At 32.0% G+C, this 15,811-nt stretch carries 11 protein-coding genes and 1 pseudogene; 8 read left to right on the top strand and 4 right to left on the bottom strand.

Features of this window, described 5'->3' with window-relative positions:
- Positions 1-264 (bottom strand): ISAon1 family transposase N-terminal region protein (locus BT156_RS21225; RefSeq protein WP_072412921.1); only part of this gene is annotated, 264 nt, incomplete at its 3' end.
- A 75-nt stretch (positions 265-339) separates the two neighbouring features.
- A complete protein-coding gene (locus BT156_RS21220) occupies positions 340-3,237 on the bottom strand; it encodes a reprolysin-like metallopeptidase (RefSeq protein WP_072412920.1) in 2,898 nt (965 codons plus the stop codon).
- A 605-nt stretch (positions 3,238-3,842) separates the two neighbouring features.
- On the opposite strand from BT156_RS21220, the gene BT156_RS21215 reads away from it, so the two are divergent.
- Positions 3,843-6,845: a LamG-like jellyroll fold domain-containing protein gene (locus tag BT156_RS21215; protein WP_072412919.1), complete on the top strand. Its 3,003-nt coding sequence runs from the start codon at positions 3,843-3,845 to the stop codon at positions 6,843-6,845.
- Between the two features lie 141 nt (positions 6,846-6,986).
- On the top strand, positions 6,987-7,271 hold the full coding sequence (locus BT156_RS21210; RefSeq protein ID WP_072412918.1) for a hypothetical protein: 285 nt from the start codon (positions 6,987-6,989) through the stop codon (positions 7,269-7,271).
- 239 nt (positions 7,272-7,510) lie between these two features.
- Here BT156_RS21210 and BT156_RS21205 read toward each other — a convergent pair whose 3' ends face one another.
- Positions 7,511-7,930 (bottom strand): transposase, encoded by a 420-nt coding sequence (locus tag BT156_RS21205; protein ID WP_072412917.1) that lies wholly within the window; start codon positions 7,928-7,930, stop codon positions 7,511-7,513.
- Positions 7,931-8,679: 749 nt separating this feature from the next.
- Here BT156_RS21205 and BT156_RS21200 point away from each other — a divergent pair.
- The 6 genes from BT156_RS21200 (at position 8,680) to BT156_RS21175 (ending at position 14,195) form a co-directional block, all read left to right on the top strand.
- Entirely contained in the window at positions 8,680-10,110 is a 1,431-nt protein-coding gene (locus BT156_RS21200; RefSeq protein ID WP_072412916.1) for a tetratricopeptide repeat protein, read from the top strand.
- A gap of 23 nt (positions 10,111-10,133) precedes the next feature.
- Positions 10,134-11,570, top strand: a complete 1,437-nt coding sequence (locus BT156_RS21195; protein WP_139255554.1) for a tetratricopeptide repeat protein — start codon at positions 10,134-10,136, stop codon at positions 11,568-11,570.
- A 343-nt stretch (positions 11,571-11,913) separates the two neighbouring features.
- Complete coding sequence (locus BT156_RS21190) at positions 11,914-12,255, top strand: transposase (RefSeq protein ID WP_072412922.1); 342 nt, start codon at positions 11,914-11,916, stop codon at positions 12,253-12,255.
- Between the two features lie 123 nt (positions 12,256-12,378).
- Positions 12,379-12,942, top strand: a complete 564-nt coding sequence (locus tag BT156_RS21185) for a hypothetical protein (RefSeq protein ID WP_139255553.1) — start codon at positions 12,379-12,381, stop codon at positions 12,940-12,942.
- 198 nt (positions 12,943-13,140) lie between these two features.
- Positions 13,141-13,848: a hypothetical protein gene (locus tag BT156_RS21180; RefSeq protein WP_072412913.1), complete on the top strand. Its 708-nt coding sequence runs from the start codon at positions 13,141-13,143 to the stop codon at positions 13,846-13,848.
- Positions 13,849-13,931: 83 nt separating this feature from the next.
- A complete protein-coding gene (locus BT156_RS21175; protein WP_139255552.1) occupies positions 13,932-14,195 on the top strand; it encodes a hypothetical protein in 264 nt (87 codons plus the stop codon).
- Between the two features lie 236 nt (positions 14,196-14,431).
- Here BT156_RS21175 and BT156_RS21170 read toward each other — a convergent pair.
- Positions 14,432-15,210 (bottom strand): annotated as a pseudogene (locus BT156_RS21170) (IS1595 family transposase).
- Positions 15,211-15,811 lie beyond the last annotated feature (601 nt).

The raw sequence follows: 15,811 nt of genomic DNA, 5'->3' as shown, positions 1-15,811 counted from the left end.
ATTACCGGTTTTCGTATCGGTCCATCTTCTGCGTTTGATGTGTAGTTTTACTGTTTTTCCACGAAGAGGAAAATCGTCAACGCTAATTTCCGGAACAAAACCTTTTGACTGCAATAACAGAGACGAAAACTCTTTCGGAGCTGTATTTTTCTCGTCAAAATAGATGTGGAGGATTTTATTTTCTTCCTCAAATTTTACAATCTCAAAATGCTCAATCAAGAGTTCAGGTAAAAATAATTTGAGGAGTTCGGCATCGTTTAACATTCCACAAAATTAGCAATATTTTTTTCCTCCCCAACTTTTGAGATTGATCCAAAATCTATACTTTTATATTTTTTATTACTTCTTTATGAACTTATTATTTTTAGAAATATTTTTATCTTCTATTGTTATAACATAAGTGCCTTTTACTAAAGAACTCACATTAACCTGTTTATTACTAATATTTCCACTTTGTACAAGCTGGCCTGTTGCACTATAAATTTTATATGTAGCCCTATCAGATACCTTAGTTATGTTTAAAATATCACTTACCGGATTAGGATAGATCTGAATGTCATCTTTAGGGTTAGCAATGTCACTTGTACCTAAAACATCTGTAATCATGACATTATAATCTTCTACCTCACCGTAATCATAAGATCCGCATGCAGATGGTAATGAATTATAACGTAAAGCAACTCTCATTCTGAGCGCTTTATTTGAAACAGAAGTTGCCGGAACTGTAAAAGTAGCCGATACAGGAGTCGTTTGATTTGGTGCAGAATTAAGAACTATTTCAGTTGCTTCAAACGTTCCGCTTCTGTCAAAATCTATCCAAACTCTTACTCCTTCATTGTATAAATCTACAGGCCACGTTTTGGTAACAGATACTGTATTATTAGTACTTCCTTTTATTAGATTTATAGTTTTAGAAGGATCTGCAGTATAATCAGTATATGTACTTGGTCCTGAAGTATTGTTTAGATTCGCTAATGTTACATTTGAAATATACTCCTCACTTGGATCTGCGGAGGTTGCCGTACAGTAATTGATACCGGTAGTTGTAAAGTTTGAAGAAGCCGTATAAGTTCCCGGAGTTCCTGAGCAAACTGCTGCTACCTGTACTTCGTAAGCCGTCGCATCTGTTAAGCCTGACAATGTTACATTAGGTAATGTAGACGTTGTTTGTTGCCAAGCTATATCTGCTATTTTTTTGTAACGAATAATATAAGTAGCTCCAGATACAGGTATCCAGCTAATATCTACTGTATTGGCCGTAATATTATTTGTAGCTAATCCTGTTGGAGCTGTACCATCACAAACTGCAAGAGTAGTTACGTTAATACTCTTAACTGCATAAAACACATTCCCTATTGAAGAAACTCTCAATTTAATGGTTTGTCCATTTAATGAAGCAGGAAAAGTTACATTTTCTAATCCGTCATTTACTGTTGAAGCAGAAAGTACAGTCCAAGTCGTTCCATTGTCTGTTGTATAGTCAATTTTTACATTTGCGACACTATATGGTGCAGCAATTGTATTTGCTACATCCCAATTAATTGGTGTAGGTACAGAATTATTTGCATATTGTGTAGTTATTTTAAAGGGGCCATCATTTCCAACAACAATTGTCTGCTCACCATATTGAGTCTGCTGTTGATTGGCAGCTACATTATTATCTCTTACTGTAAATGCAAACTTAGTAGTTCGAGGTACCATAGAGACAGATTCCCAGGTGTTTAAACTATTATCTAAAACTCCTGCTAATACAGAAGATAATTTAGGGAAATATCTTGTTGGATTTGTAGTAGGGCTGAAAGACCTAAAGGAAGCTCCCGAACTTGTAGTTCCCAAATTATTTTTATCAATTGTGGCAGTAGCATCATCTACTTCTTCCCAAGTATAAGTCATTGGATCATTTTCTGCGTCTGTTGCAGAAGCTGTTAAAACAAATGCAGTTCCTTTAGGAATATTATAAGTAGGTAAAGCTGAAATAACAGGAGGGTTATTTGCAATTGTTGTTTCTACATCGCAAGCTGTAGTATTTAAATTTGCTTGAACTTGTTTAATGTTTGCAATGTGAAAATATGCATCAGAATGAGGTTGCACATCATTATTAGGTCCTGTAATCCCCGCATATCCCATAATAGTTGATCCTGAGCCTGGTTCCATATTTACGCCTGTTCCTTCAATCGCAATTGCATAAGTATGATTTGCTCCTACCTGATGTCCCATTTCGTGAGCTACAAAATCAATATCAAAATTATCTCCCTGTGGATTAGCAACCTGGGTAAATCCAGAACCTTTTGCTAAAGAAGTATTAGTTGCCGGATTTGTACAGATACAGCCTATACAACCTGCATTCCCATTGTTTCCGGCAGCATTAAATACATGCCCAATGTCATAATTAGCATTTCCTACATTTGCTGTAAGAGTTTGCTGTAATTGTAAATTTAAATCGTTCGTATATGGATCTGTAGCTGCATTAGTATATATTATGTTCGGATAATTTTGCACATTCAAATGCAAAGCAAAATCTTTTTCATACACGCCATTTACCCTTGTCATGGTCGCATTAATAGCAGTTAATGCTCCAGCCACAGTTCCTCCAAAAACTGTAGTGTATTCGCCTGTAACAGATATCGCCAGTCTCAGAGTTCTGTATTTCTTATCAGAATTTTTTGAAAAATCAGTAGTTTGATTAGAAAACAAACCTCCTTTCTCAAGCATTTTATCAATCTGGTCTTTAGCTTTTGTCCCTTCTTTAGTACTACATACAAAACTTTTCCCTCCTGTAGGTATTGTTTTGGGATGTACCCCATAAACTGTTTTATTAGCATCTTGTGGTTCTATAAACTCATAATTTCCATCTTTAATAATCATTGATTGGAAATCATTAGGAGCCACAGAAAATCTCACATACTTAGAAGGATCATCAATCCCAACCCCTACATATGATCCCAATTGATATTGGTTAGCTAATTCTTTAACAATCACAGGGAAACTATATACAGCAAATCTTTCAATCTTTCCTCCCAAAGTTGGTATTGAAATTTCCACAGGCTTTGCATTTTTACCTGTTTCCTGGGCATCTTTAAGCTGAGTTCTAATTTTATTAAGATCCAGCTTGTAATAATCTTTGACAACAGGGTGCATTTCTGTTGATTTTCTCTCAAATGTAGTCGGCGTCCATTGTGCTAAAGCTGAACCTCCTATTAAACTACAAAATAGGGCAGTGATAGTTCTTTTTCTCATAGAAAAGTATTTATGTAATAATGGCTATAAATCTAAACATATTTTTAAATAATTCATATTTATTGATATTTTACAACATAAATAAAATAATGATAGATAGTTTATTGAATTTTAATAAAATTTGTATGCAAATGAAACTATACATACTCAATTAAGGTATTATTTTTTTTTGTTAAGCCAACAAACGAATAATTAAAATCATATTTTTTTATTTGTACATAGATTTTAGTATTTGTATTACATAAAGTATAAAAAAAATAACAAAATACATAAACCAATATGTATTTTATTCACGATAAGGAGATTAAATAAAAGGTATTTTTTTTGTGTAAACGTCAGTTTTCTTATTAAACCTCTATTTTTTATATAGTTGATAATTCTTTATAGATGCTTTCTTCATAATCATTGACTTTAACAATGATCGCTTCTGAAAGTGTTCCTTTATCAAAATTGATATTATATTCATTCCCTATTGTCTCAATAATAAGGATATCCTGAAAGTCTGGATTTCACTGTAATGAGTTGATATATAGGGAGTGGCAGGATGGGGCAGGATACTTCTTTTTGGTTTTGTGGGTAGATTGGTTCATACAAAATTAATATTCATGAAAAATAAATCTTTACTATTTAAGGAAACTCTTAAATCTTTACTGTTTTGTGGATTAACACTATCCACTGTTAATTTGAATTCTCAGACATTGGCATTTCCGGAAGCTACCGGTTTTGGTAGATACACTACAGGCGCGAGGGGTGCCGCAAATCCTCAGATTTATCTGGTTACGAATTTAAATGACAGTGGGCCGGGTTCATTCCGTGATGCGGTAAGCCAGCCGGGTAGATTTGTCATATTTAAAGTAGGAGGTATTGTTAATTTACAGTCAATAGTTGCTGTACCCGCTAATACAACGATTGCCGGACAAACTGCTCCCGGCGAAGGAATCGTATTTTTAGGGCCAAGAGTTTCATTTTCAGGAGCCAATAATACGATTGCGAGATTTCTTCGTCTTCGTTATGGCGGGACATCTCAAAATCAGGATGCTTCAGGAATAGCCAATGGAGCTAATATCATTTTAGATCACATGACTTTTACCTGGGGTACAGACGAAGTATTTTCTGTTAACTGGGATGGTAATGGTACGAGCCCTGATAATATAACGATTCAGAATTCTATTATCGGACAGGGAATGCATCGTCACAACCACTCTGCGGGAGGATTAATGCAACCTCCTCCGGGCGGTAAAATAAGCTTAATCGGAAATTTATATATCTGTAATAAAACCCGAAATAATAAAATAAAAGGTATTAATGAGTTTGTAAATAATGTTGTTTACAATTGGGGTAATTATGGAAATACCTACGGACACACTCAATCTGGAGAAGCATATATTATGGGTGGAGATTCTGCAGGAGCTTCCTATGCTAATATCATCAACAATTATTTTATAGGAGGTCCGAATACAAGTACTACGGTTACCACACCTTTCAGTGTAGGGAATGCCAACTTCAATTTATATGGTTCCGGAAATTATTTTGATAATAATAGAAACGGGGTTTTGGATGGAACTTTAGTCCCTCAGAATTTAACAGGATATCCTGTAGGAGATACCAACGCAATAATGGCAGCTCCGTATGATTATCCGATGAAAAACACAACAGTAACCGCTCACACTGCATTCGATAATATTGTTGCAGGTGTAGGAGCATCCTATCCAAGACGTGATCAGGTAGATCAATTAATGATTTCAGATTTACAATCAAAAGGAACGACAGCTACCTATGTTTATGTACAAAGTGATTTAACGACTCAATTTGGTTTTACAAATGGTGGGGCAGGGCATGTTTATGGCGCCCCGGCTCCTTTGGATACGGATAATGACGGTATGCCGGATGCGTGGGAAACGGCTAATGGACTTAATCCAACTGTTTTTGATGCTTTAAATGTAAACACAGCATATGCTCCTTATCTGAACATTGAGGTTTATATTAACAATTTAACAAATACGCCTGCTCCTGATTTTATTATTCCGCCATCTAATTTGAATTTCACGAATGCAATCACAACAGGATCAGCACCTACAAGTTCTTTAACGGTTAATTGGAATGATAATGCAGGCAATGAAACCAATTATGTATTAGAACGTTCTCCCGATGGAGCTAATTTTTCAGTCATTGCAACGCTTCCTGCTAATACAACAAGCTATAATGAAACAGGCTTAATACCAAACACTCAATATTATTATCGAGTAAAAGCAACAAATACGACTGAATCTTCAGTTTATACTTCAAATACATCTGTTACTACACCGCCAATTCCGGCAGCTCCGGCGCAGGCAGCTAATCCGACTCCTACAAGCGGTAACACCAACGTTGAGTTGAACAATGGCAATCTGCTTTTAAAATGGACAGGCAGTTCAAACACAACAAACTACACAGTTTATTTTGGAACAAATCCTCAAAATTTAAGCAATATTGCGACTGTACCTTATTCTGCTACACCATCGTATCAGCTTACTAATGTAGGTACAGGAACAAGTTATTATTGGAGAATTGATGCTAATAATACTCTCGGTCTTGCTACAGGAAATGTGTGGAATTTCCGTGCAATAACGCCAAGCCTTGTCGGGAACTGGCCATTCATGGAAGCTCCTTCAGCAGGTGAACAGATTGCAGATCTAACGTCTTACGCCAATAATGGAACATTAAATATAGCTTATGATAATGTAAGCGTAAGAGTACCCGGAAGAGAAAATTATGCCCTCGATCTGGCAACTTCACCGAATACTCCATACATTGCAAGTATTCCGCATCAGGATCAGATCTTATTTAATAACAATTCTTTTACCGTTTCTTATTGGATGAAAGCTCCGACAAGCATGATCCCATCGTCTTCAGCGACAAGTCTTTATGTGTTGTGTAAAGGTTCATTCACTAAAAATACGGCAACAGGTGCTACCGGTAAACGGTTTAATGTAGAAATCAAAGGTGGTCAGCTGCGATATGCAATTGATGATGACGTTACAAAAAAGGAAATCACATCACCTATTGCCAATTATTTTACCAATAACTGGGTGCATGTTGTGATCCAGAGAGATATTGCCGCGCACAAAATGAGAATTTATACAAATGGAATGTTAAGCGCTGAAGGAGACGAAACTGCTGTTACAGGTATTGGTGAAGCAAGTGATCTGATCATAGGAAACATCGGTGAACTTGAGTTTTTGTCAACGACCAATGCTCCGGCTCCTTACAAAGGTGCATTTGATGAACTTAAAATGTACAATTACGCATTATCTCCAACAGAAATAGCTGCCTTGTACAATGAGGCTGTATTGGGTAATGCCGAATTCAGTATCAGTAAAAATGTAGGATCTGTTTATCCAAATCCTGTAAAAGACCAGATTTTCATTAAACTTCCTGAGTATAAAAAATATAGTTTAACGGCGACAATACTTGATATGTCAGGAAAGGTTATTGTTAAAGAAAAAATAAATTCTAACGGAAACGGAATTTTTAATCTAAATATTGCCGATAGAAAAGTATCAGGAAATTATATATTGAATGTTTCTGGGGATAATTTGAATAGTAATTTTAAGATTATTGTTAAATAAAAATTATCTGATTCTGTTTATAATAAATCCTTTCAAAAATTTGAAAGGATTTATTTTTTGCGAAAAGTCGGGGAACTTTATGTTACAATTTGTTAATACAAAACGTAACTATTCATTTCGTTAAAGCTGTACTTTTGTTTAATGAAAAAGAATAAAAAAATGGTAACCAAAGCTCAGTTGGATGAACTTAAAGATTTAAGACATCATCTAACTCCGCAGTTATCAATTGACAATAAAATTAATACGCTAATACAGGTTAGCCATGTACTTAGAACAATTAATTTTACAAGTACCTTTTCAAGCAATATTTCTACAGAATTTACCGGATTGGAGGTTTTCGGGGACAGATATAAAAATTTCCCGAAAATAACTTCTGTTATTGATGAGGCTATTTCATATTATGATGAGCAGTTGAAGTCTTTTTAAATTTATAATTTTTCATACAGTTGAGAAACTAAAAAACATCAAACGCCTTTAAATAATAAAATTTAAAGGCGTTCTGTATTAAAATATAATTAAAAATTTGTACTGATTTTAAATAAAAAGCAATTCGGTGAGCCGTAAAGCAGGATGAACTTGTACTCACCGAATCTAATAACAAAAAAACTTGTTTATCAATTATTCATGTTAGCAAATCCTCTTTGTTGTAGGATTCAATTGTTTTGCTAATATTTTTTCAACCATTTATAAAGTGTTGTTTTTGGTATTTTGTATTCATTTATTATTTGCTGTTTTGATTTTTCGTTAGATCTTAATAGGTCTAAAATGAACTGTATGATTTCAACGGTATAAATGTTTTTTCTAAACTCCGGGAGCTCTGTTTTCTGATTCTTTGTGTCGTTATATGTAGCAGAAGATTGAGGAGAATATAATAAAAGATGTTGCGAATACATTCTAAAAAAATCATATTTTAATAATTTGCTCCATTTTAGAAGTGTTTCTGAATCCAGAGATGTACTGTTATACATTTTTTCGAGGTCTTCTTCGCTGCATTGTAAAAAATTGATGATTCTTTCTACAGAAAAATCTGTTTCATTAACCCTTTTCTGTACTAATTTTCCGATATGAATATTCTTAAAAAGCATAGTTGCAAATATAAAAGATGATGAATAGTTATATTTTTTTGAATAAATAGTAGGTATTTTAATTCTTCTTTGAGTCTCTTGGATTTTATACAGGGCCGAATTACCCTGTATAATTAATTTTCGACTTATTTGTGTGTTTAGAATCTTAAAAATTGTTACCTAATAATTATAAAATTTGACTCGGCAATATTACACTGAAAAATAGCATTTCCACAAATTATCACATATGACACGGGTGTTACATGTTTTTAACTGTTTGAAAAATAGCGTGTTATTTGTTTGTGAGTTTGTTTGTTCGGATTTTATTTTTTTGTTTATAATTAAAAAGATAAAAACTGATAAAGTTGATTTTTATAGCTTTATTATATTAAAATGAATAAGAATATGGCTTTACTTATATGTTACAAGCTTATGTAAATTATTATTTATAGAAAAATATACATCATTTGTTTTTATTTGAATAAAAAAGGAAATTACTTTTTTCCACATAAAGAAAAAGCTTTTAAAAAGCAGTGAATTCAAAGATGTAACACTTGTGTAATATGTTTTGAAGCGAGTTTATAAAGTGTAAGTTTTTATTATTGCCTCAAAATAAATCAGCTACGATTTTTTTTGGAATATGTAAATATGATTTTGAATTATATACTATAAAAACATAAGGATAATATTGTTAATTTTGTATAATAATTTAAATTTTAATTACTATTTGTGAATATTTTTCTTTTATATTTATTAATAATTAACACAAAATGAAACTTTTTATTTTACTTTTTTCCATTCTGTTGTCTGGACAGCAAATTTCAACGAAATACATTGACTTGGAGTTCGATAAAACCGAAATTTTAGCCAGAGAGGGTAAGTACGACGAGTACATTAAAAAAAATATGTTCTTACTGAAAGAATCTAAAACAATTAATTATTCTAAAGGAGTTGCAGTAGGGTATCTAAATCTCTCTAACGGTTATTCATACGCAAAGAATTATAAAAAAGGGATGGAATATCTGAAGCTGGCAGAAAGTACCGAATATGCTCAGAATAACTCCGACTTTCAGATATTAATTAAAAATACGTTGGGCTTTAACTATTTTAATATGGGACTTTATCAGGAAGCAATTTCTGAATTTAAAGAAATCACCATACTGGCAGACGAAGTTCCGATTGATACGGTGAGAATATATCATAAATCTTATGCTTTTTGTGAAATAGGAACGGTATATAAGACTAGAAATCAATTAGATTCATCCAGATTCTATATCCAAAAAGGAACCAATATTTTGCGAAATGAAAAAAAATTAACGCCCAAACTAAAGGCCATGTTATTATGGTATTCTTTGGCGTTGATAGAAATTGATATTGAAGAAAAAAGATTTGATTCTGCAGAAAGGAAGCTTAAACCATTGGAGGCTCAATCAATAAAAATACTCGGGAACAGCAATTTTAAATTATACAAGATAAAAGGTTTGATTTATGAACATAAAAAGGAATATGATTCGGCCATTGTTAATTATCAGAAGGCTATCCAGTTATCTAAAAAAGGTAAAAATGTTGTGCAGGTACAATGGCTGTATGATGCTATTTCCAAAGTTTATAAACAAGCTGGAGATGAAAATTCAGCCAGAGAATATCATCAAAAATATACTTTGATTACCGACAGTTTAATAAATGTTAAACAACCCGAATTTGAAAATACGGTAAAAGAATTAGTCACAAAAAAAGAAAACAAAATAAAAGAAAAAAATAAATTTTTACTTTACAGTATTTGGATTGGAATTTTAGGCTTACTTATTTTTATTTTATTGATAATTAAAAGAATGCGCAAAAAAAATAAAATTTTGGATGTAAAAGTACAGGAGACAAAAGTATTAAGTCAAAAACTGAACATTGCTTTTGAAGAAGTCGTGCAGTTGGCAAAAAATAATGATCCTGAATTTCTTGCAAGATTTCAGGAAGTTTATCCCGAATTTTTCCCCAAATTATTAGAGATTGAACCTCAGCTCATCAATACAGAATTAAAATTTTGTGCCTTATTATTTCTCAATTTTTCCACGAAAGATATTGCCGCGTACACATTTGTGCAGCCACAATCTATACAAACCAGAAAGAACAGATTGAGAAAGAAGTTAAAAATAGCGTCGGACGAGGATATTTACATCTGGATGAAAAATATCAACAATAAATAATATTAATAATTTATAAACAACACATGATGAAATTTTTTATTTTCTTTTTTCCTATTTTGTTATTTGCTCAACAAAAGCCTACCTCCCAATACATTGATTCAGAATTTGACAAAGTTGAATTATTGTCCCGAGAAGGAAAATATGATGAGTATATTAAAAAAAATATGCTTTTATTGAAAAGCTCTAAGCAAATTAATTATTCTAAAGGAATTGCATTAGCTTATTTAAATCTTTCTTGTGGATATTCATATGCAAAGAATTATAAAAAAGGTCTAGAATATCTAAAACTGGCAAAAAATGAAGAATATGCTAAAAACAATTTGGATTTTCAAATTACTGCCAAAAGAGATTTAGGATATAATTATTACAACATGGGACTTTATCAGGAGGCTATTACTGAGTTTAAAGAAGTCGCTGTATTATCAGATGAAATTCCTGTTGATACTTCAAGAATTTATGCCAAATCTTTGGCATACTGTGAAGTAGGTATCGTTTTTAAAGATCGAAATCAAATAGATTCTTCCAAATTATATTTGAAAAGAGGGGTTAATATCTTACTTAATGAAAAAAAACTGACACCCAGATTAAACACTTTATTAATATGGCACTCTATGTCATTAATGGAAATCAATATTGCTGAAAAAAAAATAGATTCCGCAGAAATAAATCTTAGATTGCTCGAAGCTCATTCGAAAAATCTTCTTGGCAATAATAATTTCAAACTATATAAAATAAAAGGTTTGATCAATGAACATAAAAAAGAATATGATTCTGCAATTACCAATTATCAGACAGCAATTCAATTAGCTAAAAATGCTAAGAATATTGTACAGGTGCAATGGCTGTATAATGCGATCTCCAAAGTTTATAAACAGATAGGAGATGAAGATGCTGCCGTAAAGTATCTTCAAAAATATACTGCTATTACCGACAGCTTAACAAACGCGAAACAGCCTGCAATTGAGAATACAGTGCAAGAGTTAGTTGTCCAAAAAGAAAATACTGTAAAAGCTAAAAATAAATTTTTGCTTTATGGTATATGGATTGGGATTTTGGGTGTAATTATCTTTATTCTATTTGTCATAAAAAGAATGCGTAAAAAAAACAGAATTTTGGTTGTAAAAGAGCAGGAAACCAAATTATTAAATCAAAAACTCAACCTTGCTTTTGAAGAGGTAGTACAATTGGCAAAAAATAATGATTCTGAATTTTTTGCAAGATTTCAGGAAGTTTATCCCGAATTTTTCCCAAAATTATTAGAGATTGAACCTCAGCTCATCAATACAGAATTAAAATTCTGCGCATTATTATTTCTCAATTTTTCCACGAAAGATATTGCCGCGTACACATTTGTGCAGCCACAATCTATACAAACCAGAAAGAACAGATTGAGAAAGAAGTTAAAAATATCGTCGGAAGAGGATATTTACATCTGGATGAAAAATGTAAATAATAAATAAAGTCTTATTTCCAGTTGTTTTTTTATTGGTTTTTACTAATGTTAAATATTGATAAATAGCTGTTTATAATGTATTTGTTAAAGGTTTATTATGGGTCTTGACAGGTATGACATGTATGTCTCATTCAACTTTTTCTTCATTGTCATAGTTAAGTAATAGGCGTTTTTTTTGATAAGAACAACGGATAAAGCAAATTTGCACTGTTGAAAAAAAAGGATTCAGAAAGATTATTTCTTTACTTATTTTTTCAGTTTAAAATACCAAATTAGGAATAAAGACTGAAAAAAAGAAAAGGGTTAGATTTTCAGAATATTAAAGTTAAGTAAGTTCTAAAAAACAAATGATGCAAAAGATAGGATCGCCAGATTACAAAAAAATCTATAATGATATTATAACAAAAAAATATCCGGAAAAAAGAGAACAATGTAATTCGATATTGAAAAAGCAGGAATTATCATTTCTGGATATTATAAAACTCAATTCTTTACTGTTTGATGTTAAAAATAAGGAAGTTTCTATATCTAATCAAAGACATAAATCTTATGATGTCTTGGCGATTCATGAAATTTTGGAATATCAGATTAAAAATAAACTTAATAATTCGCAATTGGCGATACATTTTAAATTAAGCCGGAATACGATAGCTAAATGGAAGAAGCTATTTTCTCAATACTCTAACAATTAATTCATCCAAAAAACACAAATTAAAATTCATTAAATACAATTATAAATTTTACACGTGAAAAAAAAATGTTTCACTATTGCTGTTGCTATAGCATCAGTAATGATTAATGCACAGACTGGACTCGTGGGTGTAAACACAAGCACTCCTACAAATACATTGGATATAAATGGAACTACAAGAGTAAGAACGATTACTCCTGTAGCTGGAACAACTGTTGTTACTCCTGTATATTCTGATACTAATGGTGTTTTGGTAAAAGCATCTCCTTCTGCTGTTTATGGGGAACTTACTTCAAATTATGCTAATGTCGCAAGTGGTGCTACCGGAACATTAATTACCGGGGTAACTCCAGGTATTTATAAAGTGACTGTTATTGATTCAGATGGATGTATTTTTGTTGCTGTTGCTGAGTATCTTATGGTTAATTATTCTTTTAATGGAAGTTTTAGTATTAGGGGAATAACAGGAATTCTTAGTCCTACTAATGTTGCTAAGGGGCCTACTTTTGGAGAGCCGGATAAAAATACTACAATTACCACGTGGACGGGCAAGCCAGACTGTCAAGATGGAGGAAATAGTACTGCTCTTAATTATACACTAACAATGCCTGCTGCTGGGACAATAAATGTTACGAATAACGGGAATGTAAGTAGATTCTATAGAGTAACTTTAACAAGATTAGAATAAATATACTTCGCAATTTTTACATGAATTAATTTTTATCCTTCAAAAAGATTATTTATAAAATCGTTATTAATTCTCAATTGGCGCTTCATTTAAATTAAGCAAAAATACTATAGCAAAGTAGAAAAAACTATTTTATCTAGTATTATAACAATTCATTCAGTCAAAAACACAAATTAAACACAATTATAAATTTTACAAATGAAAAAAAAATGTTTCACTGTTGCTGTTGCTATAGCATCAGTAATGATTAATGCACAGACTGGACTGGTGGGCGTAAACACAAGTACCCCTACAAATACATTAGATGTAAACGGTACAGCCAGGGTGAGAAATCTTCTTCCCAATACTTTTAATTCCAGTGTAGATAAAGTAGTAGTTGCAGATGCTGATGGAGTATTAAAATCTGTACCGGCAAATGCTATTTCATCTAGCTCTTATGAAGTTCTTTTTGATCTTACTCCAATTATAGATGTAGGTATTAGCGATAGCAATCCTAATGGAGATGATGCAAGAACACCTGTTACGATACAAAATCAGACAATTACTCTCACAAAAGATGCTTTAGTGCAGATTAATTTTGCTGTACCTATCTGGGATGTATTTAAATATGGTACTTCTGCGGCTCCTACGGATGGAGGTTCCAAAATGCTGAGAACACATTTGGTGGTTGATAATGCCATTGTAGTAAAATCTACAAATACATATACTAATACATCAGTAGGTACCGGAACAGGTACCAGCGTAGAAGCTCTTAAGGGTGTTTTCTTTAACACCGGAAGTGCTTTTGTAAAACTAACTGCCGGAACTCATACTATTAGACTGGAGGGTACTTGTAACCCATATATAACATGTCGACAAGGTGGAGGAGGTCAGGGAACGAAGTTCCAGGCCGTGGCTTTATACTAGAAAATTTTTTTGCAAAAAATATTTTAACCTAATTATTAATTTTTAAATTTCAATTTACGATGAAAAAAACAATTTTGGCAGGTATGTTACTTGCAACATTCAGTACTTCAATGATGAGCGCAAACACAGTAAAATTTGCAGAACCAGAACAAGCAAACTTCTTTTGTTATAAAATATCTTATGTAACAGAGAAAGAAGGATCTTGTACAGTTACCTATAAAGTAACAACAAAATATTTTCTTTGTTGTCCACTAAGTAGTACAAAAGCAGTCTATTCGAAATCTTGTGCCACAACTTCTGGTGGTAACGGTACAGGTACAGGTACAGGTACAGGAGGACAAAACTAATAATTTGAAAAGATTTCCCCTTCAGACAGAAAAACTGAAGGGGTTTTATTTTATATACTTTAATAACAATTCTTTGTATATTCTTTTTCGCAGGTCAATCTTATATTCTTTAAATAATGATCGAGAATATGTGATGGTTCTCACAAAAAAGCAGATTGGCTGCCTGAGATAAATAATTTTAAAATTATTCTTTAAAATAGATGTAGTATTAAATATTTTAGAATATCCGTTCTTTATCATAATCCTGAAATAATTGTAATGATGCGCCTTTCGAACAATTGTTCTTCAAAATATCTACGATTCAACTTGTAAATAGACTTATTAAGGTACAGTTACTGATATTTTCTCTTTATTTTGTGAAAATTTCCAAGCAGATTTCTTTTAGCATTACCAATGGCGATGTGAACCCATTTTAATGTTTTCTGGGTAGTTTCTTTTGAGCTTTTTCTGCCACGCTAGTTCCACAAAATCTGCAATATAAATAGGGCTGATTTTTATCTGTAAAAACAACACTCTGATTGTCTATAGAATCTTGCATTTTTTTGTTAATTTCTTCTGAATTATATCTTTCCAAGACTTTTGCTTTAAATAAATGTATGTGTTTTTCTTTTCTGTCTGTTTTAAGATCTTTCAGAAGTGCAGATTCAGTTATTATAGCAACATTCTGCTTGCCAACTGCTCCTTTTCCGCGAACACTTATTTTACTGGAATGAATAATATAAGCTTTATCAAACTCAATCATGCTCTATAAAGTATATTGGGCGCCACGGTTTCCCATGGGCTTTTCTACTTGTGAAACCATTAAAATGGTTCATAACGTTTTAATCCTAAACCTAACTGTTGTTTTGCTCCTACATTTTTTTACATTTGCATTATTGCCAGATACTTTTTATCCAAAAATGTTCATTGCTTCCACACATTGGTAAACTAATCTTATCCGATCTCTTTTTGCTTTGAAATGATTTCTAGAATCATCTTAACTTCCAAAATTAGCCGTAAAGCTAAATAGATTCATAATAATCATCTGACTTTTAATTAATCATATAAAATTATTGCCAATTACGAATATTGATTAAATATTACTCAGATATTACAATTGAATATTTTGCATAGTTGAATATTCATATTGTCTTTTCCCACTTATCAGAATACAATAATAATACAGCTTATTTAATTGAATTTTACAGTATTTTTTTTGCTGTAATACCTATGTAATATGCTCTTTTTTTGAGAAAAAAATAGAATTTGAGATTTTTGTGGCAGTAAAAACAAATGGATGGAAAATATAAGAATAATAATAATCTCACAATCAGATTCGTGTCAAATAGCCATAAATATCAAATTGAAAATGATATAACAGATGCACTGATTCATAACTTACTTCTAAAATATTATTCAATTTTCGAACATCCCAATCCCTCATTTTAATTTTTTTAAACTCTATAAACACTATTTATGAAAAAAATATTTGTTTTGTTAGGTATTCTTAGCCTTGCATCTTTATATCGGGCGCAAGTGGGAGTAAATACAGAAAATCCGGCAGCTACTTTTGATGTAGTTGCAAAAACAACAGGAACAGCAACAACTACTCCAGAAGGATTGATTACTCCTCGCCT

This window comes from Chryseobacterium limigenitum (assembly GCF_900114875.1).
Lineage (GTDB): Bacteria > Bacteroidota > Bacteroidia > Flavobacteriales > Weeksellaceae > Chryseobacterium > Chryseobacterium limigenitum.
The sequence above is the reverse complement of the archived record's forward strand: the minus strand, read 5'-3'. Positions and strand labels throughout refer to the sequence as shown.